Origin of the sequence: Bizionia saleffrena, assembly GCF_008086175.1 — a bacterium.
Taxonomy (GTDB): domain Bacteria; phylum Bacteroidota; class Bacteroidia; order Flavobacteriales; family Flavobacteriaceae; genus Bizionia; species Bizionia saleffrena.
This window is the reverse complement of record NZ_VSKM01000001.1, coordinates 1-25,002: the sequence shown is the minus strand read 5'-3', so window position 1 is coordinate 25,002 and position 25,002 is coordinate 1. Positions and strand designations below refer to the sequence as shown.

Below are 25,002 nucleotides of genomic sequence, written 5' to 3'. Positions count from 1 at the left end.
GCGCTGACAAGAACAGTGGTGGTATCAATAATATAATGATTCTTAATTTTAGGATATTGTAAGCAGTCTAATTATCAATGCCGCTTACCGTATTTTAATGGTGCTAAAATCGTGAAGAATAGGGGGTGTAAATGAATTCTGAATGCAAAAATTATAAGTTTTTAGCTAAATCTGTTAGTTTATGTATTACAGTGGTTGGTTCTACTCCCCAAGGATCAAAAATTGAATCTGGTGTGCGTTGCACCCAAGCAGAATGCATACCAAACATTTTAGCACCAATAACATCAAAATTGTTACTAGAAATTAACCAACTTTCAGATTTTTTTGCCTTAGCAGTTTTTAAAAAATAGTCATAAACAATCGGACTAGGTTTAAACATTTTTACATTTTCTACACTAACAACATCCTCAAAATAATGTAAAATATTAGCCGTTGTAAGTAGTTTCGTTACCGCTTCTTTACTTCCGTTAGAAAAAGCAAATAACAGGTGACCAGCATTTTTAAGAGCCTCTAAACCTTGTGCAACATCATTAAAAGCAGGTAACACTTTATAGTCGTTTAAAAGCGCTGCTTTTTGTTCGGAACTTAAATCAACGTCGAATTTTTTACACGCATAATTGAGTGCATTGTCTGTACATACAGAAAAATCTATGTACTTGTCCATTAATCCGCGTCTAAACGAATACTCTAATTGCTTGTCCCGCCACGTGTCCATAAAAGGTTTAGCAAGAGTATTACCGACTCGTTCTTTTAAAGAAGTTAGTACGGCATCGGTATTTATTAATGTGCCGTAAACATCGAAAGCTAAAGTGTATTTCATAATTAATTATTTGGTAAAGCTACTTTATTAAGCGTAAATTTCATAGCAGAGATGCCTGCTGTTACTTCATTAATCCTAGAATTAGTATAGTATAAATGGTTATCGTAGATACTAAACGAATCTGCCCATCTCACTTTTTCTCCTACAATAAAAGTATGAGTGCTACCATCTGGTTTGCGGTACATAATTTTATTGTGTTCTAAATCGGCATAGAATAAGTTGCCATTGTCGTCAAAAATCATTCCGTCTGGGGCCGATGTTTTGGCTTCAAAAGTGACGGCGTTTGCAATTTCCATAGCATTATCTAAAACCAAAGCAGCTGTAGATATACTATATAAACTGTAACCTGTAAGTGTGTGATAGTATAATTTATCATTTTTGGTATCTAAAGCAATACCATCAGAATGGACGGTGTTTGTCCATTTTGTCTCACCAAATCTTAGATACTCTAGTTCTGCCTTTGTGGATTTATGATTGTCTAAAACTCTTGTAAACTGTTCCGTTTCTAAATCTAAAATTACAAGTCCAGAATTGCCAGAATCTGTAAAGTAAATTTTATTGTTCTTTTTATCGACTCGTAAATCGTTAATATAGGAGTTGGGGTGATAGCTATTGTTGTTTAAAATATGTGTATTTACTAGAGCGTTGGTGTTTAAGTTGAAAACAAACACTCTGGGCGCCTCTAGTACGTCTTGAAACAGCGCACTTCTAGTGTCTAAAACATATAATAGATCCTCGAAAGCAATGACCGATTGTACGCCGACAAATTTATTAGCTTCAACTTTATCTCCAACCTCCCACGAATTCCACTCTTTATTCGGAAACGGAGAATGTGTCTCTGTATTTAAAAGTTCTACAACAGAATTAGTAACCCCTGTTCTCCATCTCGGGAAATTTACAAAAACACGTCCTTCATTAGTAACGGAAACACCAGTTACTTGCTGGCCTTTAAAAGAGGCAACCTCTATAACCTCTGGTGCCTCTATTGGTCTTGTAGAAGCAGTCGTTTCTAACGTGTTCACCGGTTTATCCTTACAAGAGAAAAGTAGCATTGAAAGGAGTAAAATGTAGCTAAAATTTTTCATATTAAGATTCTAATAATTCGGTCAATATTTGCTTGTAAACAGCTACAGGCTGCGCGCCGTTAACAGCACTTTTTCTATTAAAAACAACGGTGGGTACAGAGCTCACTCCTAAATTTTGCCAGTAACTTTCTACAGATTTTACATTAGCACGCATTTCTTCATTATCTAATCTTATTAAAGCCTCTTCAGCGTTTAGACCCACATCTAATAGTGCTTGTTTTAACACGTCTTTATCTGAAACGTCTTTGCGTTCTCCAAAGAATGAATTCATTAAACGCATTTTAAGTTCTGTTTGCTTGCCTTTTTCTTTGGCATATTCTAATAATACGTGGGCATCAAAAGTATTTGCCATACGCATCCCTTTAAAATAATCGAATTTAAAACCGAGTTCGGCTCCTAAACCAGTCATCTGTTCTTGCGACTCTTTTTGCTGTGCTGGCGTAGAACCATATTTTTCTATAATATGCTCCTCTACATCTTGCCCTTCAGCAGGCATATTAGGATTCAACTCAAACGGTTGCCATTCTAATTCTATTTTATCTTGAATACCCATTTCTGTAATGGCTTGTTCTAACCGTTTGTAACCAATGGCGCACCACGGACAAACAACATCTGAAACGACATCTATTTTAATTTTAGTCTTCATAATTTCTGTTTTAGTATATTTTTTTTGAAAAGCTATTTGCTTATTGCATTAGTGTTCAAAAATTCAGCTTCATTAGGTTCGTTTTTATTGACTTCGCCTTTTGGTAACATATTAATAATCATAGAGTTTACTATCCTGCTCTTATTTAAATCGGGTGTCATAATTATTACTTTATGGAAAACCCCTAGCATTTCTGAATGTGACTTTGGGTTGCTATTGTTAATCAAAACAATACTATAAGAATCTCTATAAAAAGGGTTTACTTTGGTGGTATAAGAAGCAAGTAATGATTCATCGTCTTTAAATATTGGAGTAATTTCTTTAATATACTCTTTTGGAACTGCCTTGCTATCTTTGGCATATTTAAAAAAATCGGCTAGGTATAGCTCACTTTTTATTTCACTGGGCTCGTATCCTAGCATCAAGAGTGATTGCTCTTCAGCATTATCTAAATGGAACGGTGTATTTACTTGCTGGTCAAAGCGTACTAGCCAATGATAGGTTAATCTACTATTGAATCTTTGAGTAGTGAAATTTGATAGTTCTTCTTTTAAAGCAACCATAATAGACCTAAGTTTATAGGAGGTGAGATTATTGCCAAAGTCAAGATGAACAAATCCCGGCTTGTCGGTATCTGTTCTAAGCACATTTGTAATACAATACTGCGCAATCTTTTTTATGTTGATCTTTTTTATTTCCATACTAACTTAAGTAATCTCTTGTTTTTTTGAAATCCTTTTATCCTTTAAAACTTCATTACAGTATTTTATGATTTTGATAAAGTTAAAAGCGTTTATTTATATCAAAGAAAAAACTTCAGGTATTTGTTTTTATTAATTCACTCTTATTTTTTCTTTTTTAAAATGGTACTAAGTCACTAATTTGAAGCTCTCCTTGTACATTACTGTAATTTTTAACATCTGCAGCAAAGGTTTCTGCGTGCGGACCAAACGCGGTTTGAAAAGCAGTTACATCATCAAATTTTAAATGGGCGATAGCCACATAAGGCGGCAACTCTCCTGGAATTCTACTCGCTACTCCTAAATCTAATTCTATTCCTTTTAAAGCCGCTCCCAGCGCTTCAATAAGCATTGGTAAATGACTGTTTTTATAATAATCTGCATCAAACTGTACCTCTTTACTGTTCGGATACATAACGGATACTTTAATCATAATTTTTATATTTTATATAATTATTGGTAAATCTAAAACTGACAAATAGCGCCATTCAAATTTACCAATAGTTATACTGTGTTTATAATTTTAGAGTTTATTTTTTAGACCAAGCAAATTTTTGGAATGCGGCGTCTACTGGCGTATTTGCAATGTGATTAGTATAGTTACTAATTACTTTTTGAGAGACCCCTAAAATTATTTCTAAGACCTGTTGTTCGCCGAATCCAGCAGCGTAAAAAGTGTTTAAATCGTCTGGAGTAACGTGGCCTCGGTTGCGAACAATAGTTAAAGTCATAGTACGTAACGCCTCTAACTTAGAGTCTTCAAGAGGGGTTTCGCTACGTAAAGCTTCTGTAATTGCATCATCAACTTTCATCATTTGTGCAATACCTGTATGTGCTGGCACACAATAATGGCAAGCGTGCTCTACATTAATGGTTTGCCAAACGACGGTTAACTCTTCTTCGTTAAATGATGAGTTTACAAATAATTCGTGTAACGTTTGGTACGCTTCTAAAGCTTTTGGAGCTCCTGCTAAAACCCCGTGTAATCCAGGAATCATACCGTAAGATTTTTGAGAGATTTCTATTAATGGTTTACTAGTTTCTGGAGCAGTTTCAAGGTTGTGAACTTTTAAAGTTGTCATAATTTCTTTTATTAATTTTATTCTAATTATAACTAAGCAATCGCTTAGTTAGGCTGTAAAAAAAAGTTACAAATTTGTGAATGTAACTTCTATTATATTTTCTAACTGATTTTTATTAAATACTTTTGATGCGATAGAGAGTCCAAGAATAGAATTCATTAAAAAATCGGCTTGCTTTTCTATTTCGATAGTTGCTCTTTGGTCGTCTTGTTCTAAATTGCTTACAAACAAATCTCTAATTTCTGAAGCAAATTGTTTCAAGACAATCATAACTTCAAGATCTGCAGCGTCTTTTATTTCATTAACAGAATTGGTTACTAAACAGCCTTTACATAAAGTGCCTTCTGTAGAGAAGTCTAAAAAATTATAAAAATACTGTTTAATACCAGTGATACCGTTATTGGAGCGTCTCAGCGTGTCTTTAATACTATTTATTTCCTTTTTGTAATATTTAATGCTTTCTAAAAAAACTCCTTGTTTGTTTTTAAAACTAGAGTAGATAGAGAATTGGTTTATGCCCATTTCTTTTTCAAGCATACGTACAGAGGTAGCCTCGTAACCATTACGCCAAAAAAGATGCATTGCTTTTTCGATAACCTCTTCTTCTATATATTGTTTTTTACGTGCCATTGTTTTTATTACTTAGCAAAACTAAGCACTTGCTTTGAAATAGAAAAACATTTTATAAAATTTTAACAATAAGGTGAAAAACGAGCAACAAACTAAAAGGTGTTTCATTTACAAGACGTTAATAATAATGCTCAAAATGAAGAGTTAAATGAATAGCATTTCATATTAATTTAATTTGATAGAGACATAATAAAATAAATAGTTTAAATTTGCACGCAATTAATTCCAATTGCAATGACAGCACACGAAAATAAAATAGTTGGTGAAGGATTAACGTATGACGACGTCCTTTTAGTTCCTGCTTTTTCCGAAGTACTTCCAAGAGAAGTCAACATTCAAACAAAATTTACTAGAAATATTACAATTAACGTTCCTATCGTTTCTGCAGCGATGGATACCGTTACCGAGAGTGCTTTAGCTATTGCTATGGCTCGCGAGGGCGGGATAGGTGTGTTACATAAAAATATGACTATTAAGCAGCAAGCTCAAGAAGTCAGGAGAGTTAAACGTGCCGAAAGCGGTATGATTCTAGATCCTGTAACTTTACCACTAACTGCGGTTGTCGAGGATGCCAATAAAGCGATGAAAGAACATAACATTGGTGGTATTCCTATTGTAGATGAGAAGGGGATTTTAAAAGGTATCGTTACAAATAGAGATTTACGTTTCGAACACAAAAAAGAGCGCCCAATTACCGAAGTGATGACTAAAGAAAGGTTAGTAACTGCAGCGGTTGGTACCTCATTAAGTGATGCAGAATTAATTCTTCAAGAATATAAAATTGAAAAGTTATTAATCGTAAACGACGATTATAAACTGGAAGGCTTAATCACCTTTAGAGATATTACTAAAGTCACACAAAAGCCTATTGCAAATAAAGATACTTTTGGACGTTTGCGCGTAGCCGCTGCTATTGGGGTAACTGGAGATGCCGTAGAGCGCGCAGAAGCGTTAGTAAATGCTGGTGTAGATGCTATTATTATCGATACCGCTCACGGTCATACAAAAGGAGTGGTGACCGTATTAAAAGAAATTAAAAGTAAATTCCCAAAACTAGACGTTATAGTCGGTAATATTGCAACTGCCGAAGCGGCTAAATATTTAGTAGACGCTGGAGCCGATGCGGTTAAAGTAGGAATAGGCCCCGGTTCTATTTGTACAACTCGTGTGGTGGCAGGCGTTGGTTTTCCTCAGTTTTCTGCTGTACTAGAAGTAGCGGCGGCAATTAAAGGTAGCGGCGTTCCTGTTATCGCCGATGGTGGTATTCGCTATACAGGAGATATTCCAAAAGCTATTGCTGCAGGAGCCGACTGTGTCATGTTAGGATCGCTTTTAGCGGGCACAAAAGAATCTCCAGGAGAAACTATTATTTTTGAAGGTAGAAAATACAAATCGTATCGCGGAATGGGATCTGTGGAAGCTATGAAAAAAGGGAGTAAAGACCGTTATTTTCAAGATGTTGAAGACGATATTAAAAAATTAGTACCAGAAGGTATTGTTGGTCGTGTGGCCTATAAAGGTGAGTTGAATGAAAGTATTCATCAATTTATTGGCGGGTTACGCGCTGGTATGGGCTATTGCGGTGCTAAAGATGTCGAGACCTTAAAAGAAACCGGGCGTTTTGTAAAAATTACAGCCTCTGGAATCAACGAGAGTCACCCGCACGATGTTACTATTACAAAAGAAGCGCCTAATTATTCACGATAATTCAAGTGGTAGTTTATAGATTAAAGCTTCAACTAATAGTTGCGGCTTTTTTTTGGTCTAAGCGGAAGGGTTTACAATGAGTATTATGTTAAAATGTAGACATAGCACTTTATTACAACCAAATTTTCTTACTAATCCTTAATTGAAGGGCAACACGTACAATAATGAGCGGAATCTATTTTTCTGTTAAGATTACATTAAAGTAAGTAGAAATGTTGGGCGATATTTCTATATTTAATCAAACGAATCGAAAACAAATCTGCAATGGAAATTTTAGGTAATTTAATTAAAGGAGCAATAAATTTAAAAGATAAATTAACTCCCGAAGTAAATCCTATTGAAGCGCAAGAACAGGTTTTAAAACACTTGCTAGAAACAGCAAAAGACACGCAGTTTGGTAAAGCCTATAAATTTAAGAGCCTTTTAGAAAGTGATACGATTGCTGAAGCGTTTGCAGCTACTATTCCGTATTTTGATTACAACGAGATATCTGAGCAGTGGTGGCGTAAATTGCACAATGGTGAAGAGAATGTGACGTGGCCAGGAACACCGTCGTACTATGCATTAAGCTCTGGAACGACAGGAAATTCAAGTAAACGAATTCCGGTTACCGATGCAATGGTCGATGCTATTCGTCATGCCGGAATACAACAAGTTACCGCTTTAAATAATTTCGATTTGCCTGCCGATTTTTTTAGTAAAGAAGTGATGATGTTAGGGAGTTCTACGAAGCTAGCTGAAAAAGACAATCATTTAGAAGGAGAAATTAGTGGTATTAGCGCGAGTAATATTCCGTTTTGGTTTAAAGGGTATTACAAACCAGGAGAAGATATTGCTAAAATTGACGACTGGGAAACACGGGTTGAAACCATTGCAAAGCGTGCAAAAAGTTGGGATATAGGTGCACTGAGTGGCATTCCATCGTGGATTGAACTAATGATGAAAGAAGTCATTAAGTACCATAAGGTAAAAAATATTCATGAGGTTTGGCCTAATCTACAAGTGTTCACTTCGGGAGGCGTGGCTTTTGGGCCTTATGAAAAGAGTTTTAATGCGCTTTTGGAAAAACCAATTACGGTTATCGATACCTATTTGGCTTCCGAAGGATTTATTGCTTTTCAAAGCCGACCAGAAACAGAGGCGATGCAGTTAGTAACTAATAATGGGGTGTATTTCGAATTTGTTCCGTTCCATCCGGATTATATTAAACCAGACGGATCTATTGTAGAAAACGCACCGAGCGTTACCTTGAAAGACGTTAAATTGGATCAAGACTACGTATTAATAATTAGTACAGTGAGTGGTGCCTGGCGTTATTTAATAGGGGATACCATTGCGTTTACAGATGTAGAACGGGCGGAAATTAAAATTACAGGCCGTACCAAATTCTTTTTAAATACGGTCGGTTCGCAATTATCGGTTAATAAATTAGATGATGCAATCCAGTTTTTAGAAGCAGAGTTCTCGACTACCATTCCAGAATATACCCTATGTGCCAAACGTTTTAATGACGGTTTTTACCATACGTGGTACATAGGCTCTAACGATTTGAAAGCAGATGCGTCCGTTATTGCGAGCGCTTTAGATGCCTTTCTAAAATCGACTAATAAAAATTATAAAGTAGCTAGAGGGAAAGCTTTAGAGGGGGTTAAAGTGACTGTGATATCGCCCGACGTTTTTCTCAACTGGAGTGGTGCCAATAAAAAGAAAGGCGGTCAAGTAAAAATGGAACGTGTAATGGGTGAAGATAAATTTAAAGACTGGGAAGATTTTGTCGCTCCCTAAAGTGGCTTCTTTGCTGCCTCAGTTTTGTCCTTTTTTTCAATAAGATGCATTATTTCTTCAGGCGACAAATAATATTTAACGATACGTTTTTTATAGTCGTCGTTAATACTAGAGTTATTTAAAATAAAATCTTTTGTTTGCAAAATATAATCGGCCATCCCAGATTGTACGGCGAAGGTGTCGGCTGTGCGTTCGGCTTCAACAATATGTTTATCTAAAAACAAGTATTTAATACCAAACCATAGTAGGTTGAGGTTACTTCGTGTTCTATAGTCCATCACGTGCCCCAATTCGTGACCGATCCACCCAATTAAAATTGGACTGGGTATATCTTTAGTGAAAAAGGTAGCGTCTGAAATTTTAATTGTTTCACTAATTAAAATAACATAACTTCGTTTTTTTTTATTCCTAAAAAAGCTACCTAAGGTAGGCTGTGCCTGCATTGTAGATTTCTTGATATTCTTTTTAAACTTAAATTCTATTCGTGTATTTTCTAGCTCTGGATAATAGGTGAGAGCAGTTTCAATCTCTTCGGCTATAACTTTAGGAATACTACGTTGAGCGTGTATTGGCATATAAATTATGATTGCTGTAAATATTAGTATATATTTCATTTTATGTATTATAATATAAAAGATATCCTTAAATTCAGAAAATATTTAACGTAAATCGCTAACTATTTTAACGTTATAAACACTGCTAAGCACTAGCCATTGGCAAAACCAATACACTACGCTTTCGTTAGTCTTCGGTGTATAATTGCCCACGATGTGGTTTAAGAGCATCGCGAACGGGACGCATTTCGTCATCATTTACCACCATAAAAGCGATGCTATGCCCCTCATTTATCGCATCAAAACCCGTTATATTTAAGCTTAGCTTTTCAAGCGCGATATACTCTTTAAGATGAATTTCATGATGTTCGGCAGTTTTTAGACCATCAGGTCCTTTAAAGTCCCAAATTAGTTTAAGTTTTCTCATTGTTTACAGATAAGCCTTTTTCGGCATAGTTTTTAAAATCGTTGAGGTAAATGGCGGTTTGTTTTTTAAATACTCTAGGCATAAAAACGGTAAGCATTCGCGTGTATAGCGACGTTGGAATGCACTGTGTTTTACACACCCATTTTATTTGGTTTTCTGAAAGCTGGCTAAAATGATTTTTTTGGCGATTGCACATACCTTCCGTATCATAATTTACGAAAATTTCGTACGGTAAATTACTATGCGTAACAGTTTGTATTACAGATATACTATCTTTTCCAAAATTATAATTTTGTTTAATTTTACCCCCTACACGACTAAAATCGCCCGAGAGATGTTCGAAGCTAATAAAACCACGTTGCCAATATTTTAAGGCGTTGTAGTCTGTTAGTACTTTAACAAATTCAGGTAACGAAATGTTAATGATAATGGTGTGTGTATACTTCATAAAATGAGATATAAACGGCTAATATATGTGTTTTTTTACAACTGTCGATAAAGTCTCGATTAAGACGTGTTTTAATCGATAAAAGCTACTTTTAATTCTAAATTAGTAACTATCTTGTTACGCTAATTATAATAAGAAAGAAAGTTTAGAGTCCGTTGTAAATCTGTTTGCTTACTAGTCTAATATTCTTATTTTTGCAATTATTAAAACCTAAAGATATAATGAGATTAAAAAACGCCCTTTGCTTTATTTGTTTGTTTTTAGGCTTCGCCTTTAATGGGTTTTCTCAAGATAACGAGAAAGTATTGTTTACCGTAAACGGAACACCTGCTTTTGCTTCAGAATTTGTTAGAGTTTATAATAAAAATCTAGATTTAGTTCAAGACGAATCTCAAAAAAATGTTGCTGTTTATTTAAAGCTCTTCATTCAATATAAGTTAAAATTAGCGGAAGCTAGAAAGTTAAAGTTGGACGAAGCAGCAGACTATGTTAAAGAACTTGACGGTTATAAAAAACAATTAGCTAAAAACTTTATTTTCGACACCGAGGTTACTGAAGAATTGGTAAACGAGGCCTATTTCCGATTAAAGAATGAGGTTGCCGCGAACCACATTTTAATAATGCTAGACGCGTCGGCTACGCCACAAGATACGCTGACAGCTTATAACACGTTATTAAACATACGTAACGATATTAAAACGTATGGTTTTAATGCGGTTAAGCAAAAAGTGCATAATGGCAAAACCGTATTTGCCGAAGACTTAGGGTATTTTACAGCTCTAAAAATGGTTTACGAATTTGAGAATATAGCCTATACAACGCCGGTAGGAGAGGTGTCTATGCCTTTTAAAACACGTTTTGGTTATCATATTGTAAACGTTTTGGATAAAAGAAAAACTAAAGGAGAGATTACTGTGGGGCACATTATGATTAAAAATGATGCGTCTAAAGTAAGAGAAATATATAAACGTATCCAGCAAGGCGAAGAATTTGAGTCGTTAGCTAAGCAGTTTTCAGAAGATCCGAGTTCTTCGGATAACGGCGGTAAATTAAAACCGTTTTCTAGCGGCGCGTTGAGTTCTTCTCAGTTTGAAGATGCCGCTTTCAATATAAAAACGGTTGGAGATATTACAGAGCCTATTAAAAGTGAATACGGTTGGCATATTATAAAATTATACGAAAAGAAAGGCATACCGCCGTTAAGTGACTTAAAAAATGAATTGATTAGTAAAATTAAACGCGATTCGCGTTCCCAACTTATTAATGCATCGCGGTTAGAAGGTTTAAAAGCGCGTTACACCATTAATGAAGAAACTGCCGATTTAAGTTATTTCGTGTCGATCCTAACGCCGGATTTTCTAAAAAGAAAATGGGTCCTACCTTCAGATTTTAAAGCAGAAAAAATGTTTTTAAAAATCGAAGACAAACAGTTTAAAAACAGTGATTTTGGTACGTTTTTAGTCGGTTATCAATATAGAAATCTAACCGAAAAAGACGGACGCAAATGGGTAGAACAAGCTTATAAAACATTCCTTGAATTAGCGCTTTTTAAATACCAAGAAGATCATCTAATTAACGAAAATAAAGAATATGCTAATATTATAGGAGAATATAGAGATGGTATTTTATTGTTCAACTTAATGCAAACTGAAATTTGGAATGCCGCTAAAAACGATAGCCTTGGTCTTAAAAATTATTACGATACGCACAAAAACAAGTATGTAACGCTTAAAACGGCTAACGCAATAGTGGCGTCTTCAGCTGAAAAGCGCACTATTAAATCGGTAGCGAAAGCCTTAAAAAAAGAGACGTCCGTTACAGCGATTAAAAAAGAGTTAAATACTAAAAACATTATCGCTGTAAGCTTTACAATAGGCGATTTAGAAATCGATCATCAGGCGTTCCCTAAGAAATTAAAAATTGCTCAAGGCGTTTCTAAGGTCTACAAACATAACGATGCTTATGTTGTGGTAAAAATAGAGGGCATTACAGAGGCTAAGCAAAAAAATTATAAAGAGTCTAAAGGACAGGTTATTAGCGATTATCAAGCTCAAAAAGAAAAAGAATGGCTTGTAAACTTAGCCAATTCTTATACAATAAAAATAAACGATGACGTTTTAAAGGACGTAAATACACTACTAAAACCCGCAAACAATTAAAAATATAATCTACATATTGCTCGCTACCCTAGTGTCTTCTTGTGCGTATTTTAAACCCAAAGAAGACGATGCTGTGGCAAGGGCTAACGATTCCTATTTATATAGAAGTGATTTGGAAGACGTTTTACCAGAAAATTATAGCAAAGAAGATAGTATTGTTTTGGTTAATAATTACATTAATCAATGGGCAACTCGTAAGTTATTGGTTGGAGGTGCCGAGCTTAACTTAAAAGAAGAAAAGCAAGAAGAATTTGACGAATTAGTCGCACAATACAAAACCGATTTGTACAGTAAAGCCTATCTAGAGGCTTTAGTTTATAAGAGTTTAGACACCGTAGTTAGCACTAAAGAAGCTGCCGCTTATTACGAAGAAAATAAAAGTGTTTTTAAATTAAACGAAGAGTTAATTAAATTTAGATATATAAAGTTAGATCCTAATCGGTTAGATTTAAACAGTGTAGAAACTAAGTTTAAACGCTTTAATAAAAAAGACCGACGCGAACTAGATTCTATTTCTATTCAGCTTAGATCCTTTTCTTTGAACGACTCTGTATGGATTCGTTTAAGTCAAGTGGTTAATAAAATACCGGTGTTAAATCTGGAAAACAAAGACAAACTGTTAAAAAAATCTAATTTTATACAACTCGACGACTCATTAGGATTATATTTGATGCAAATTAACGACGTCCTTTTAAGAAATGATACAGCGCCATTAGAGTATGTAAAACCTACAATACGCCAGATAGTGGTAAATAGAAGGAAATTAGAACTGATAAAACAATTAGAAAAAGACATCACAAAAGATGCTATTAAAAATAAACAATTTGAAATCTACAATTAATTTGAAACATATTATTGCGTTAAGCATCTCTCTTTTTGCTGCAACAGGACTTTTTGCACAAGAAATAATAGAAGATACACCAGAAGAAACGATAGTAAAAGATAGTGTACAGCCATTTAAAGAATCTAAAATAGATGGTGTTGCCGCGGTAGTTGGCGAGTTTATCGTCTTAGATTCTGATATTGATAAAACCGAATTGCAAATTAAAGCACAGGGCGGTGACCCTTCAAACTTTACTAGATGCGAACTCTTTGGGAAGCTTTTAGAAGATAAATTATACGCACATCATGCTATTCAAGATAGTATTGTGGTGAGCGATGCCGAAATAAGATCTGTAGTAAGCCAGCAAGTTGAGCAGTTTAAGATTCAGTTTAAGGGAGATTTATCAGAAGTCTTAGATTTTTATAAAAAGGATACAGAAAAAGCGTTGAAAGATGAAATGTTCGAAATTAATAAGGCGAACAAGTTAGCTTCAGAAATGCAAAAGAAAATTATTAATGAAGTTGAAATAACGCCCGAAGAAGTGCGCGTATTTTTCAACAATATACCCGTCGATGAGCGCCCTGTATTTGGTACAGAACTTAAAGTGGCACAAATCGTCGTAGAGCCTGTAGTCGCGCCAGAAAGTGTACAACGAGCTATCGATCGTCTTAAAGAATTTAAAACAGACGTTGAAGAAAATGGAGCTAACTTCAGATCTAAAGTTGTTTTATATACAGACGATTTAGCATCCAAAGCAAAAGGAGGATTGTACACGTTAAACCGTAACAAGCCACAAATGGTAAAGGAATTTAGAGAAGTAGCATTTTCGTTACAAGAAGGACAAATTTCAGACCCTTTCAAATCGGAGTTTGGTTACCACATTGTTTTATTAGAAAAAATTAGAGGTCAGGAGTACGATGTACGCCATATTTTATTAATTCCAGAAGTGTCCTCGGAAGCAGTAAAAGCAGCAAAAGATAAGCTTGAAAATATTCGTGAAAACATTATTAATGGAAATATTACCTTCGCCGACGCCGCTAAAGACTCTAGTGACGAAATTAAGACAAAGTTTCAAGGCGGACAGTTAATTAATCCGCAAACGCAAGATTATAATTTCGAATTAACGAAAATGGATCCTGAATTGTATGGCCAACTTCAAGCGTTAGAAAATAACGAGATATCTAAAGTAATTACCGATCAAGACAGAACTGGAGATGTAAAGTTTAAGATAATTACGGTAACCGATAGAATAGACGAACACGAAGCGAATTACGCTCGCGATTACTTGAAAATTAAAGAACTAGCGTTAAACGAAAAACGCTTAAACGTTATCGATAAATGGCAGCAAGAAAAAATAATGGACACTTATATTAAAATAAGTGATAGTCATAAAGATTGCGAATTTAATAGTAACTGGTTAAAAAAATAGTAGAGTTTAAAGTATGTCAGACGTAGCAGCAATTAATCAACTAGTAAAAAAATATACCGATTTAAAGCAGGAAATTGCCAAAGTTATTGTTGGGCAAGATGCTGTAGTCGATCAAATATTAATCTCTATTTTCTCTGGAGGTCACGCGTTATTAATTGGAGTGCCCGGTTTGGCAAAAACGTTAATGGTAAACACGATTGCCAAAGCTCTAGGGTTAGATTTTAAACGCATACAGTTCACACCCGATTTAATGCCTAGTGATATATTAGGGAGTGAAATTTTGGACGAAAATAGAACCTTTAAATTCTTAAAAGGACCAATATTTTCTAACATTATCCTTGCTGATGAAATTAACCGTACACCTCCCAAAACACAAGCAGCTTTATTAGAGGCAATGCAAGAGCGTTCGGTAACAGTTGCTGGACATCATTATAAATTAGATTTACCTTATTTTGTGTTGGCAACGCAAAACCCAATCGAACAAGAAGGCACCTACCCGTTACCAGAAGCACAATTGGACCGTTTTATGTTTGCCATACATTTAGATTACCCGTCGTTTCAAGAAGAAGTAGATGTGGTAAAAGCGACAACTTCTAATCTGAAATCAAGCGTTAATGCGCTGTTTACTGCTCAAGAAATTGTAGATTTTCAAGACCTTATCCGAAGAATACCAGTAGCAGATAATGTTATCGAATATGCCGTTTCTATGGTGGCTAAAACGCGACCTAATAAAGATACGGCTGGCGAATTAGTAAAAAAATATATCGATTGGGGAGCAGGACCAAGAGCTTCTCAAAACTTAATACTAGCTGCGAAAACGCACGCGGTGATACAAGGGAAATTTTCTCCAGATATAGAAAACGTGCAAGCCGTAGCCTTTAGTGTTTTAAGACATCGAATTATAAAAAACTACAAAGCTGAGGCTGAAGGAGTCACTGAAGAACAGATTATTACGAGTTTGTTTTAAGGAACTATCTTACGATACAGAATCTCTCTCTGAAGTGTTATTCTTAATTTTTTCGCTTCCACATAAAAAATGAGGAGTAGAAATAACAGAAATTAAAGTATTAAAACAGAGCCTAGTTTAAAATGATTCTGCATAAAAAACAGAGGTTTTACACAAGGTAATTTGTTAAATTATAATTATTTTGATCATTATCTTGTTTTTTTGCTAATTAAAAGTAGTAGATTGGTGGAAATATTGAATTATGTTTAAGCTTTCCTCGTTTTTATTAAATACTTTCTAAATACTTTTAATTTTCGTAAATTTGCGAGACTTAAAATGATTATTAAATATAACTATAAAATTATACTCTATGGCATTCGATATTGATATGATAAAAGAGGTTTACAACCAAATGGCTGAGCGTGTAGATGCTGCGCGTGACGTTGTTGGTAAACCATTAACACTTTCTGAGAAAATATTATACAACCACCTTTGGGATGGTAAAGCGACAAAAGCGTTTACTCGAGGTAAAGATTATGTAAATTTTGCTCCAGATCGTATTGCATGTCAAGATGCAACTGCACAAATGGCTTTATTGCAATTTATGCAAGCTGGTAAAACGCAAGTAGCAGTGCCAACAACGGTACATTGTGATCACTTAATTCAAGCAAAACAAGGCGCTGAAATAGATTTAAAACGTGCTAACGATGTAAGTAGCGAAGTGTTTGATTTCTTAGCTTCAGTATCTAATAAATACGGTATTGGTTTCTGGAAACCAGGAGCAGGAATTATTCACCAAGTAGTTTTAGAAAACTATGCCTTCCCAGGAGGAATGATGATTGGTACTGATTCTCACACTGTAAATGCAGGTGGTTTAGGAATGGTCGCTATTGGAGTGGGAGGAGCAGATGCTGTAGATGTTATGGCTGGTATGGCTTGGGAGCTTAAATTCCCAAAACTTATTGGTGTTAAATTAACAGGAAAATTAAACGGATGGACCTCGTCGAAAGATGTTATCCTTAAAGTAGCGGGTATCCTTACTGTAAAAGGTGGTACTGGTGCTATAGTGGAATATTTTGGCGAAGGTGCTAACAACTTATCGTGTACAGGAAAAGGAACGATTTGTAATATGGGTGCCGAAATTGGAGCAACAACTTCAACGTTTGGTTACGACGATTCTATGGAGCGTTATTTACGTGCTACCGATAGAAGCGATATTGCAGATGAAGCTAATAAAATTAGAGAATACTTGACAGGGGATCCTGAAGTATATGCAAATCCAGAAAAACATTTTGATCAAGTTATCGAAATCAATTTAGATACTTTGCGTCCGCATTTAAACGGACCATTTACTCCAGATTTAGCTACACCTGTAGGAGAATTAGGACCTAAAGCCAAAGAAAACGGATGGCCACTAAAAGTAGATTGGGGATTAATTGGTTCTTGTACAAACTCGTCTTACGAAGATTTAACACGTGCTGCCTCTATCGCTAAGCAAGCTGTAGATAAAAACATTAAAGCAAAATCAGATTTTGGAATTAATCCAGGATCAGAACAAATACGTTTTACTGCAGAAAGAGATGGTATCTTAAAAGTATTTGAAGACTTAGATGCAACTATATTCACTAATGCTTGCGGCCCTTGTATTGGACAATGGGATAGAAGTGATAAAAAAGGTGATGAGAAAAATACAATTGTACACTCTTTTAATAGAAACTTCTCTAAGCGTGCGGACGGAAACCCCAACACACATGCCTTTGTAGGATCTCCAGAAATGGTTGCTGCTATCGCCATTTCAGGTCGTTTAGATTTCGACCCAATGAACGATACATTAATCAACGAAAATGGTGAAGAAGTGAAATTAGATGAGCCTAAAGGTATAGAATTACCGCCATTAGGATTTGATGTTATAGAAACGGGTTACGTAGAGCCTCTTAAAGATGGAAGTGGAGTAAATATTGTGGTAAGTCCTACATCAGAGCGTTTACAATTATTAACACCATTCGAGCCTATCGGTACCGAAATTAAAGGTGCTAAACTATTAATTAAAGCTTTCGGAAAATGTACTACCGACCATATCTCTATGGCTGGACCTTGGTTGCGTTATAGAGGGCATTTAGATAATATTTCTAACAACTGTTTAATTGGAGCGGTTAATGCGTTTGGTAAGAAAACAAACTTCATTAAAAACCAATTAACAGGAGAATTTGGTGGGGTACCTGATGTTGCTCGCGAATACAAAGCCGCAGGAATTAAAACATTAGTAGTAGGAGATCATAACTACGGTGAAGGTTCTTCTAGAGAACACGCAGCAATGGAGCCAAGACACCTGGGTGTTGCCGCTGTAATTGTAAAGTCTTTTGCTAGAATTCACGAAACAAACCTTAAAAAGCAAGGTATGCTAGGTTTAACTTTTGTTAATGAAGCAGATTATGATTTAATCTTAGAGGACGACACCTTTAACTTCTTAGATTTAAACGAATTTGCACCAGACAAGACGTTAACTATTGAGTTAGTGCACGCAGATGGTAGTAAAGACACTATTAAAGTAAATCATACATATAACCAAGCACAAATAGACTGGTATAAAGAAGGTTCGGCTTTAAACTTAATCAAAAAGCAAAACGTTTCTTAATTAGTTAAGAACGTCACATTATAAAAACTCCTGAATATGCTTCAGGAGTTTTTTTTATCTCATTTTTAAATTCATTAATTTTATCACACAAAAGGATCTAGAACAGATTCATTTTTTATCTTTAGAATATGAAAAAAAGCACATTTTCGATTAAAAATATTATTTACCTAGTTATTATTGTAGCGCTTATCGTTCCGCAATCGCGTAAACAGATACAGATTGTTTTAAATAAAGGGAAAACGTTATTTGGACCGAGTATTATGGCGACTGAAGATACTGAACAAATAAGTAGTTATAACTGGGATTTGCAACGCTTAGATGGAGAAACCTTCGATTTTAAGACAACAAAAAACAAAGTAGTTTTAGTGAATTTGTGGGCAACGTGGTGCCCTCCTTGTATTGCCGAAATGCCTTCAATTCAAGAATTACATGACGATTACAGAGATAAAATAGATTTTGTCTTAGTCTCCAATGAAAACAAGGACATAATCTCTAAGTTTTTAAATAATAATGCGTTTACATTTCCTGTGTATTCCGCGATTAGCAAAAGTCCTGAAACATTTAGCGGTCGTAGTATTCCACGTACATTTTTAATAGATAGGCAAGGTAATATTATTATTGATGAGACTGGCGCCGCGAATTGGAATAGCGATAAAGTCCGCGCAAAAATAGACGAATTATTAGTGTTATAGTGTTTTAAAAAAGGCTTTAATGAAAGCGATTGAAAACAATGATTTCATAACTTTAAACTCCTCTTTAAAAGACGATTCTTCATCTAAAAACTGAAACATTGTTTGCACGGGATTTTTAGCGTAGAATTGTTCGAAAATCCATTCACCCATTTCGTTGTTATCTTGAAGTACTTTTAGAAAAACTTTGTCGTAAAAACCATATTTTTCCTGAAACAAGTGTGCCGAAGGTAAACGGTTTGCTTTTAGATTTTCAATAATCTGGTGTACTTTCTTCTCTGTGTGCTTAAAGGAATATCCTGTCGACCCTTTTACCCATCCGCCAGCGGTACCAATTTTCGTAACGTTTGAGGTAGAGTAGGACTTAAATGGGAAATTCGTCATAGGTATAATGCCTTTTTCAACTTCGGTGACTGTATAGTTATTAATATTTAAAATTTCAGAAATGTATCTTTTTAAAAAAATATCGTAGACATTATCGGCAACAAGTTCTGGAGTGAAATAGGTAAACTCTATTAGTGCTTTCTTTGGTGTAATGGGCAGAACATAGGTAAAGGTTGTTTGGTTGTTATGTTTTATTCTATAATCCATCATCGTAAACGCTTTGGTATCGAAAACAGCCGTTTCTGTTTCTATCGTCCACCCTTTAAAATGCTGAGCAATGGATATATAGCTGTCTTTCTGCGCTTTAAAATCTGTTGTAATTCTACTATCGAAAACGTGTGTTGCGGTGTAATTAGCTTCAGAAGTTATTACTGTAATTTTAGACTGCTCTTCAACAGAAATCACTGCTTCCAAAATACTGTGAATATTTTCGTTTTTAGAGAGAACGCGTCGTGCATCATTATAAAAATGAATGGACTCTAGCATTTTATAGGTGTATGGTTCTAAGTGTAATTTTAAGGCTTTATTAGAGGAAAAAAAATGAGCAGTTTTCCATGATTTGGTAATTAGATGGTCCCATTTACCAACACCTTTTTCCCAATAACACCACGTTTTGTCGTTCGTTGTTTTAGGATTTTTATCGATTATGGCGATCTGTTTGTTTTTAAAATACGGATCGTTAGAAAGTGCTAAAGCAAGTTGGAAACCGGCTAAACCATTGCCGACAATAATATAATCGAAGTGGTTAGTAACCATAATATGAACTATAATTAGCGTTTAAAGTACTTGAAGGGTACGATAAGCATTCCGAAGCATTCGCCCTCTTCTTTTCCAATATGTTTGTGATGCATTTTATGAGCACGTCGTACGCCTTTAGCGTACCAGTTGTTAGCGTTTCTAAAAATTTTAAACCGTTGATGAATAAAGATGTCATGAACTAAAAAATAAGCAGCGCCGTAAGACATAATGCCTAAGCCTACAGGTAAGCCATACCATACACCTTCATAACTCCATAAATAAAAGCAGGTCATACTTACTACGGCATAAAAGATAAAGAAAACGTCGTTGCGCTCGAACCAGCTGCCGTGGTCTTTTCTATGGTGGTCTCTGTGTAAATTCCATAAAAAACCGTGCATAATATATTTATGCGTAAACCACGCATTAAACTCCATTATACCAAAAGTTCCTAAAAATATAAGTATCCAATATAGTGTTTGCATTACAATAATTTAAGTTGATATTTTACATAGCTTCGGGTAAGAAGCTCAAATTTTTTATAGTTGGGTACACGAATTCGTGTGTTTTTAATCTCTAAAGCAGGTGTCTTCTTTAATTTTTTAAGCAATTGATTATAATATCTATAGGCCATAAAAACACCAAATTTGGCTTCAATCGGTAATAACTTAATTCCGGCTAGGCCTAATTCGAAGTCTTTTTCAATGTCTTTAATAATAATTTGTTTGGCTTCTTCATCTAGATTATTTAAATCTGTATTTGGAAAATATGAGCGTTCTAAATCATGGAAATCGGCTTTTAAATCTCTTAAAAAGTTTACTTTCTGAAACGCAGAGCCCAAAGACATAGCGCCACTTTTTAAGGCGTTATATTTATCGTCATCCCCTTTTACAAATACTTTAAGACACATTAGACCCACAACATCAGCCGAGCCGTAAATATAGTTCTTAAATTCGTTTACGGTTAAGTATTCTGATTTATATAAGTCTAACCGCATACTTTCCATAAAGGAATTTACCATATGCTTTTCAATATTATATTTATGATACGTATGCTGAAAAGCATTGAGAATAGGATTTAAACTTATTTTATGAGTTAAAGCGTATTCGAGTTCTTTTTCAAAATTCGTAAATAGCTCTTTTTTATCGTAATCATGAAAAGAATCTACAATTTCGTCTGCGAAACGTACAAAACCATAAATATTGTAAATATCCTGACGTATCGTGTGCGATAGCATTTTTGTGGCCATAGAAAACGAAGTGCTGTAAGATTGCGTAACTATTTTACTACAATTATAGGAAACCGAATCAAATAAAGTTTTCATTAATTTTTATGGTGTTTGTTAATTAAATCTGCTACCAATTTTCCCGAAATAAGTGCCGGAGGTACTCCCGGTCCAGGCACGGTTAATTGTCCTGTAAAATAAAGATTACTTAGTTTTTTACTTTTTAGATTTGGTCTTAAAAAAGCAGTTTGCAATAACGTATTTGCCATTCCATAAGCGTTTCCTTTGTAAGAATTGTAATCTTTTATAAAATCATTAACACAAAAGGACTCTTTAAAGATAATTGATTTTCTTACATCTTGCGAGGTTAAATTTTCAAATCTTGTCATTATTTTATCAAAATAAGTAGCTCTTAAGGCTTCAGTGTCTTCCAGACCCGGTGCTAATGGTATTAAAAAGAACCCCGCTTCTTTGCCTGCAGGTGCGGCGCTATCATCGGTAATACTGGGGAAATTCGCATAAAATAAAGGGTTGTCTGGCCATTTAGGTTCATCGTAAATATCTTTTGCATGCGCTTCGAAATCAACATCAAAAAATAGAGTATGGTGATTTACATTTTTAATTTTTTTATCAAAACCAATATAAAATAGCAATGAGGAGGGCGCAAATGTTTTACCTTCCCAATACGACTCTGAGTATTGACGATACTGTGGTTCTAATAGTGTTTCCGTATGATGATAATCAGCGCCACTCAAAACAATATCTGATGGGTATGTCATTCCTTTTGAAACAATAGCTTCAGTTTTACCGTTACTAACTATAATTTTATCGATAGGTTTTTCGGTTTCTATAATTACACCTAAGGATTTTGCTAAGGATTCCATAGCTAAAATAACTTGATACATTCCCTTTTTAGGATGAAAGGTGCCAATTCCGAAGTCGGCATAATTCATAAAACTATAAAACGAAGGGGTATTGCCAGGTTTGGCACCCAAAAATAGAACAGGAAATTCTAAAATCATCGCTAAACGATTGTTTTTAAACTCTTTTCTTACATCCTTTTTTATTGTGCCAAAAAATTGATTGATTTTTTTGATAGTTACTGGTGTTACCAATTCTAAAGGAGACAATCCAGGTCTATATACCAAATCTTTAATAGCAACATTATAGTTGTCTTGTGCATTCGCAATAAACTTTACTAACTTTTTTGAGCTGCCAGGCTCTTCAGCTTCAAAAGCTTTGTATATTTTCTCTAAGGTGTCTTCTATCGTAATAAAATCGTCCTTGCCAAAGTAAACACTGTAAGCTGGGTTTAACTTTTCTAGTGAATAATAGGCTTCTGGGGTTGTGTTAAAATCGGCGAAAAAGCGCTCGAAAACATCTGGCATCCAATACCAACTGGGTCCAATATCGAAAGTAAAACCCTCTCTTTTAAATTGTCTAGCCCGCCCTCCAATAGTTTCGTTTTTTTCAAAAATGGTAACATTATGTCCGCTTTTTGCAAGATAGCAAGCCGCAGATAAGGCAGCAAAACCAGAACCTATTATAGAAATTTTTTTAGTCATAATTAGTAAATGTTTACACTTGTGGCGTTAATACGTTAACAACGTCTTTTGTAGAGTTGTGCAATGATATTTGATCGTTTAATGTATCAATTTCCACATATTGGGTAAGAAACCCGAAAGCTATTAGCTTATTGTTTGTATTGTTTAAAAGGGATTGGTAAAAGTTTTTAAGGTAATCATTAATTTTAAATTTATCCGGACTAACGGTAAATGATGAAATAAATGTAATATTATTAAAGTGTGTTAAAAGATGCTCTAAACTTGCAATGGGAACACTTTGACCTAAATAGACGCTGTGGCAGCCTTTTTCAGCGAGTTTATAATTGATAAAAAGCAAACCTAATTCGTGAACTTCGTTTTCTGGTAAAAATAAAACGTATGTAGTTTTACTTTCTTTAGCCAGCGAATGATTTATTCTTTTATCTGTGTTTAAAAGAATTTTCTGTTTGATTAATTCTACGATAAAATGTTCGTGCGCAGGTGTTATAGAATCGGTTTGCCAAAGGAAACCAATGTCGCTAAGCAAGGGGGTAAAGACCTCCAAAAAGATAAAGTCTAAATTATGCTCTTTGATTAACTCGTTATAGGTAGACGCAAATAAATGGTGGTCGAAATTTAACATAGACATTTTAAATTTATCTACACTGTAACGATTACGATCTTTTTTTAAAGCTATTTCTTTTACGAGATTGGAAATTTCTGCGGTGTTTAAATCTGCTATTTTAGATACTTTATAGCCGTTTCTGTTTAAATATGAGATATTTAGAACCTTTTGAAGACTTTTTAGGTCGTAATATCTGATATTTGTTTCAGTACGCTTTGGCTCAAATAAGGCGTATCTTTTTTCCCATATTCTAATGGTATGCGCTTTAATGCCTGATAGATTTTCTAAATCTTTTATGCTAAATTGAGTCTTAATATTGTTCATTGTTTAGCAAAAATAGTTAAACAAAATTAAATAAGCGCTATTTTTTAATTTTAAAAACTAAATAGGGGAGAAGTATTAGATCATTTTTAAAAATTGTTTGTAGATGTTGACTTGGTCTGCATTTTAAACAGTCAAAATAGAATATTTAATTATTGTCTTTACCACCGATTTAAATCTTCGTTAGTCCCGAGCATAAACTAAAACTATCAATTAGTAGAATTAGTAATTATTTACTGTTTCATTCTTATAAGTCATCTCTAGACTGCGCTCGCGGGGATCAATTTAATACTTTTTAAATCTGTATAGAATTTTGCGCTTTAATTTAACACAAAGTTCAACACATAGAGGAGGCTAAACACAGTATTTAGGAATGATCCATAAAACGTTACGTCGAGTATAAAGAAAAAAAAAAGTTAAGCGATGCTTAACTTTTTTTAGTGACCTGGCTGGGGCTCGAACCCAGGACCCTCTCCTTAAAAGGGAGATGCTCTACCAACTGAGCTACCAGGTCATTTTGTTTTCATCAATAATAACCTGTGTTATTGAGGGTGCAAAGATAGTATCTTTTATTAATATATAGCACCTATAATTTAATAAATATTCAAAAAAAACACAACTTACATCATAACAACTATTTACAAATAATAATAAAATAGGGTTAACCAATTTGAGGATATTAATTTAGCTTAAAATTGTGTTTTCGGGAAATTGATTAACCTTAATTGGAAACAAAAGCGATTAAAATACAAGTCGATGTATAAAAGCAGAAGCTAAAATGTTACGGTGTTTAAGTACTTCTATATTTTATTATAGAATAAATGATCATACGATTTTGTTTTAGTGTACGCATTAGTATTTTGGCAATCTATTACACGCCACTTTTAAAGGATGCTTCTTTATAAGGAAATTTAGGGTAATTTATAAAGTTTACGGTTACAGAAGGTTCTTTATTATATAAATATTCGATATTGCATAAAGTTACTTTCGCACTTAAAAAATAGGCTTTAGTTTCTTTCAGTATTAGTTGCGCATGCGTTGCTATGCTTTTTAGCTCATTTAAGCTCCAGCGCCTACTAAAATACCTTTTATTTAATACTATTGTTAACTCTGCATTTAAGGTTGGCAAAACGACTTAGTTTAATTCCATTTTGGTGATTATTTTTTAATTTTGGAAGGTGTGAAAAATGTAATTTTTACAATCTCTTGGTTTTGTTTAGTAGTAACAGTTCTTATTGAGTGAAAGCTTTTATATTTTTAAGGTATAATGGTATATTTTTGTCCGCTAATGAGTCCTGAATATTTAATATCTGGGATAAAATCGTAATTATCTATTCCTTTTTTTGAAGTTTATGAAAAGAAGGTGTTTCTTGGATCATTCTCAAAAGTTATGTGTGAATTGAAATAAAACTCCGTTTTTTGTAAAAAAAAACGAGGACAATTATCTTGAATTACTCAAACTTATTCTTCCTGAATTTTTAATTAATCATTTCGATCTAATAAAAAATACTAAAAATGGTGATGTAATGCATCTTTATTTTGAAGAGCGCAATGTGGTTCCTA

23 protein-coding genes and 1 tRNA gene are annotated in these 25,002 nt (G+C 34.4%); 8 read left to right on the top strand and 16 right to left on the bottom strand.

Annotated features, from left to right (window positions below; all coding sequences use genetic code 11):
- Nucleotides 1-151 precede the first annotated feature (151 nt).
- From ES676_RS00120 to ES676_RS00090, 7 genes are all read right to left on the bottom strand, one after another.
- Nucleotides 152-820 (bottom strand): haloacid dehalogenase type II, encoded by a 669-nt coding sequence (locus tag ES676_RS00120; protein ID WP_148368004.1) that lies wholly within the window; start codon nt 818-820, stop codon nt 152-154.
- A gap of 2 nt (nt 821-822) precedes the next feature.
- Nucleotides 823-1,905 carry an L-dopachrome tautomerase-related protein gene (locus ES676_RS00115; RefSeq protein WP_148368003.1) on the bottom strand — a complete coding sequence of 361 codons (1,083 nt, stop codon included), beginning with the start codon at nt 1,903-1,905 and terminating at the stop codon, nt 823-825.
- Nucleotide 1,906: 1 nt separating this feature from the next.
- A complete protein-coding gene (locus ES676_RS00110) occupies nt 1,907-2,551 on the bottom strand; it encodes a DsbA family oxidoreductase (protein ID WP_148368002.1) in 645 nt (214 codons plus the stop codon).
- A 32-nt stretch (nt 2,552-2,583) separates the two neighbouring features.
- Nucleotides 2,584-3,252 (bottom strand): hypothetical protein, encoded by a 669-nt coding sequence (locus ES676_RS00105; RefSeq protein ID WP_148368001.1) that lies wholly within the window; start codon nt 3,250-3,252, stop codon nt 2,584-2,586.
- 157 nt (nt 3,253-3,409) lie between these two features.
- Nucleotides 3,410-3,724, bottom strand: coding sequence for an EthD family reductase (locus tag ES676_RS00100; protein ID WP_148368000.1), 315 nt, complete (start codon nt 3,722-3,724; stop codon nt 3,410-3,412).
- Between the two features lie 97 nt (nt 3,725-3,821).
- Nucleotides 3,822-4,373, bottom strand: a complete 552-nt coding sequence (locus tag ES676_RS00095; protein WP_148367999.1) for a carboxymuconolactone decarboxylase family protein — start codon at nt 4,371-4,373, stop codon at nt 3,822-3,824.
- Nucleotides 4,374-4,439: 66 nt separating this feature from the next.
- Complete coding sequence (locus ES676_RS00090; RefSeq protein ID WP_148367998.1) at nt 4,440-5,003, bottom strand: TetR/AcrR family transcriptional regulator; 564 nt, start codon at nt 5,001-5,003, stop codon at nt 4,440-4,442.
- A 234-nt stretch (nt 5,004-5,237) separates the two neighbouring features.
- On the opposite strand from ES676_RS00090, the gene guaB reads away from it, so the two are divergent.
- Together guaB and ES676_RS00080 are read left to right on the top strand one after the other, a co-directional pair.
- Nucleotides 5,238-6,710 carry an IMP dehydrogenase gene (gene guaB, locus ES676_RS00085; protein ID WP_148367997.1) on the top strand — a complete coding sequence of 491 codons (1,473 nt, stop codon included), beginning with the start codon at nt 5,238-5,240 and terminating at the stop codon, nt 6,708-6,710.
- Nucleotides 6,711-6,974: 264 nt separating this feature from the next.
- Nucleotides 6,975-8,495, top strand: a complete 1,521-nt coding sequence (locus ES676_RS00080) for a GH3 family domain-containing protein (RefSeq protein WP_148367996.1) — start codon at nt 6,975-6,977, stop codon at nt 8,493-8,495.
- Here the strand turns inward: ES676_RS00080 and ES676_RS00075 are convergent.
- The 3 genes from ES676_RS00075 to ES676_RS00065 form a co-directional block, all read right to left on the bottom strand.
- Complete coding sequence (locus ES676_RS00075) at nt 8,492-9,109, bottom strand: hypothetical protein (RefSeq protein WP_246124533.1); 618 nt, start codon at nt 9,107-9,109, stop codon at nt 8,492-8,494. The two genes, ES676_RS00080 and ES676_RS00075, sit on opposite strands and share 4 nt — an antisense overlap.
- A gap of 127 nt (nt 9,110-9,236) precedes the next feature.
- A complete protein-coding gene (locus ES676_RS00070; RefSeq protein WP_148367995.1) occupies nt 9,237-9,476 on the bottom strand; it encodes a hypothetical protein in 240 nt (79 codons plus the stop codon).
- Nucleotides 9,463-9,924 (bottom strand): SRPBCC family protein, encoded by a 462-nt coding sequence (locus tag ES676_RS00065; RefSeq protein ID WP_148367994.1) that lies wholly within the window; start codon nt 9,922-9,924, stop codon nt 9,463-9,465. Before ES676_RS00065 ends, ES676_RS00070 begins: the two co-directional genes overlap by 14 nt.
- Nucleotides 9,925-10,145: 221 nt before the next feature.
- Here ES676_RS00065 and ES676_RS00060 point away from each other — a divergent pair, with 221 nt between their 5' ends.
- The 6 genes from ES676_RS00060 to ES676_RS00035 all read left to right on the top strand — a co-directional run bounded on the left by ES676_RS00060 (nt 10,146) and on the right by ES676_RS00035 (nt 18,608).
- Nucleotides 10,146-12,083 carry a peptidylprolyl isomerase gene (locus ES676_RS00060; protein ID WP_148367993.1) on the top strand — a complete coding sequence of 646 codons (1,938 nt, stop codon included), beginning with the start codon at nt 10,146-10,148 and terminating at the stop codon, nt 12,081-12,083.
- Between the two features lie 16 nt (nt 12,084-12,099).
- Nucleotides 12,100-12,924: a peptidyl-prolyl cis-trans isomerase gene (locus ES676_RS00055; RefSeq protein ID WP_246124535.1), complete on the top strand. Its 825-nt coding sequence runs from the start codon at nt 12,100-12,102 to the stop codon at nt 12,922-12,924.
- Complete coding sequence (locus ES676_RS00050; RefSeq protein WP_148367991.1) at nt 12,887-14,335, top strand: peptidylprolyl isomerase; 1,449 nt, start codon at nt 12,887-12,889, stop codon at nt 14,333-14,335. Before ES676_RS00055 ends, ES676_RS00050 begins: the two co-directional genes overlap by 38 nt.
- A 13-nt stretch (nt 14,336-14,348) precedes the next feature.
- Nucleotides 14,349-15,302, top strand: a complete 954-nt coding sequence (locus ES676_RS00045) for an AAA family ATPase (protein ID WP_148367990.1) — start codon at nt 14,349-14,351, stop codon at nt 15,300-15,302.
- 349 nt (nt 15,303-15,651) lie between these two features.
- A complete protein-coding gene (locus ES676_RS00040) occupies nt 15,652-17,916 on the top strand; it encodes an aconitate hydratase (RefSeq protein WP_148367989.1) in 2,265 nt (754 codons plus the stop codon).
- A 128-nt stretch (nt 17,917-18,044) separates the two neighbouring features.
- Nucleotides 18,045-18,608, top strand: a complete 564-nt coding sequence (locus ES676_RS00035) for a TlpA family protein disulfide reductase (RefSeq protein WP_148367988.1) — start codon at nt 18,045-18,047, stop codon at nt 18,606-18,608.
- Here ES676_RS00035 and ES676_RS00030 read toward each other — a convergent pair.
- The 6 genes from ES676_RS00030 to ES676_RS00005 all read right to left on the bottom strand — a co-directional run bounded on the left by ES676_RS00030 (nt 18,603) and on the right by ES676_RS00005 (nt 23,953).
- Complete coding sequence (locus ES676_RS00030; RefSeq protein WP_148367987.1) at nt 18,603-19,745, bottom strand: lycopene cyclase family protein; 1,143 nt, start codon at nt 19,743-19,745, stop codon at nt 18,603-18,605. The two genes, ES676_RS00035 and ES676_RS00030, sit on opposite strands and share 6 nt — an antisense overlap.
- 14 nt (nt 19,746-19,759) lie before the next feature.
- Nucleotides 19,760-20,209: a sterol desaturase family protein gene (locus ES676_RS00025; protein ID WP_148367986.1), complete on the bottom strand. Its 450-nt coding sequence runs from the start codon at nt 20,207-20,209 to the stop codon at nt 19,760-19,762.
- Nucleotides 20,209-21,048: a phytoene/squalene synthase family protein gene (locus tag ES676_RS00020; protein WP_148367985.1), complete on the bottom strand. Its 840-nt coding sequence runs from the start codon at nt 21,046-21,048 to the stop codon at nt 20,209-20,211. The genes ES676_RS00025 and ES676_RS00020 overlap by 1 nt, the downstream gene beginning before the upstream one ends.
- Nucleotides 21,048-22,514, bottom strand: a complete 1,467-nt coding sequence (locus ES676_RS00015; RefSeq protein ID WP_148367984.1) for a phytoene desaturase family protein — start codon at nt 22,512-22,514, stop codon at nt 21,048-21,050. The genes ES676_RS00020 and ES676_RS00015 overlap by 1 nt, the downstream gene beginning before the upstream one ends.
- Before the next feature lie 13 nt (nt 22,515-22,527).
- On the bottom strand, nt 22,528-23,442 hold the full coding sequence (locus tag ES676_RS00010; protein WP_148367983.1) for a MerR family transcriptional regulator: 915 nt from the start codon (nt 23,440-23,442) through the stop codon (nt 22,528-22,530).
- A gap of 438 nt (nt 23,443-23,880) precedes the next feature.
- Nucleotides 23,881-23,953, bottom strand: a tRNA-Lys gene (locus ES676_RS00005).
- Between the last annotated feature and the right edge of the window lie 1,049 nt (nt 23,954-25,002).

Excerpts from the sequence above, each read along its gene's own strand:
- ES676_RS00120 (WP_148368004.1), bottom strand. The coding sequence starts at position 820 with ATGAAATACACTTTAGCTTTCGATGTTTACGGCACATTAATAAATACC.
- ES676_RS00115 (WP_148368003.1), bottom strand. The coding sequence starts at position 1,905 with ATGAAAAATTTTAGCTACATTTTACTCCTTTCAATGCTACTTTTCTCT.
- ES676_RS00110 (WP_148368002.1), bottom strand. The coding sequence starts at position 2,551 with ATGAAGACTAAAATTAAAATAGATGTCGTTTCAGATGTTGTTTGTCCG.
- ES676_RS00105 (WP_148368001.1), bottom strand. The coding sequence starts at position 3,252 with ATGGAAATAAAAAAGATCAACATAAAAAAGATTGCGCAGTATTGTATT.
- ES676_RS00100 (WP_148368000.1), bottom strand. The coding sequence starts at position 3,724 with ATGATTAAAGTATCCGTTATGTATCCGAACAGTAAAGAGGTACAGTTT.
- ES676_RS00095 (WP_148367999.1), bottom strand. The coding sequence starts at position 4,373 with ATGACAACTTTAAAAGTTCACAACCTTGAAACTGCTCCAGAAACTAGT.
- ES676_RS00090 (WP_148367998.1), bottom strand. The coding sequence starts at position 5,003 with ATGGCACGTAAAAAACAATATATAGAAGAAGAGGTTATCGAAAAAGCA.
- guaB (WP_148367997.1), top strand. The coding sequence starts at position 5,238 with ATGACAGCACACGAAAATAAAATAGTTGGTGAAGGATTAACGTATGAC.
- ES676_RS00080 (WP_148367996.1), top strand. The coding sequence starts at position 6,975 with ATGGAAATTTTAGGTAATTTAATTAAAGGAGCAATAAATTTAAAAGAT.
- ES676_RS00075 (WP_246124533.1), bottom strand. The coding sequence starts at position 9,109 with ATGAAATATATACTAATATTTACAGCAATCATAATTTATATGCCAATA.
- ES676_RS00070 (WP_148367995.1), bottom strand. The coding sequence starts at position 9,476 with ATGAGAAAACTTAAACTAATTTGGGACTTTAAAGGACCTGATGGTCTA.
- ES676_RS00065 (WP_148367994.1), bottom strand. The coding sequence starts at position 9,924 with ATGAAGTATACACACACCATTATCATTAACATTTCGTTACCTGAATTT.
- ES676_RS00060 (WP_148367993.1), top strand. The coding sequence starts at position 10,146 with ATGAGATTAAAAAACGCCCTTTGCTTTATTTGTTTGTTTTTAGGCTTC.
- ES676_RS00050 (WP_148367991.1), top strand. The coding sequence starts at position 12,887 with ATGCTATTAAAAATAAACAATTTGAAATCTACAATTAATTTGAAACAT.
- ES676_RS00045 (WP_148367990.1), top strand. The coding sequence starts at position 14,349 with ATGTCAGACGTAGCAGCAATTAATCAACTAGTAAAAAAATATACCGAT.
- ES676_RS00040 (WP_148367989.1), top strand. The coding sequence starts at position 15,652 with ATGGCATTCGATATTGATATGATAAAAGAGGTTTACAACCAAATGGCT.
- ES676_RS00035 (WP_148367988.1), top strand. The coding sequence starts at position 18,045 with ATGAAAAAAAGCACATTTTCGATTAAAAATATTATTTACCTAGTTATT.
- ES676_RS00030 (WP_148367987.1), bottom strand. The coding sequence starts at position 19,745 with ATGGTTACTAACCACTTCGATTATATTATTGTCGGCAATGGTTTAGCC.
- ES676_RS00025 (WP_148367986.1), bottom strand. The coding sequence starts at position 20,209 with ATGCAAACACTATATTGGATACTTATATTTTTAGGAACTTTTGGTATA.
- ES676_RS00020 (WP_148367985.1), bottom strand. The coding sequence starts at position 21,048 with ATGAAAACTTTATTTGATTCGGTTTCCTATAATTGTAGTAAAATAGTT.
- ES676_RS00015 (WP_148367984.1), bottom strand. The coding sequence starts at position 22,514 with ATGACTAAAAAAATTTCTATAATAGGTTCTGGTTTTGCTGCCTTATCT.
- ES676_RS00010 (WP_148367983.1), bottom strand. The coding sequence starts at position 23,442 with ATGAACAATATTAAGACTCAATTTAGCATAAAAGATTTAGAAAATCTA.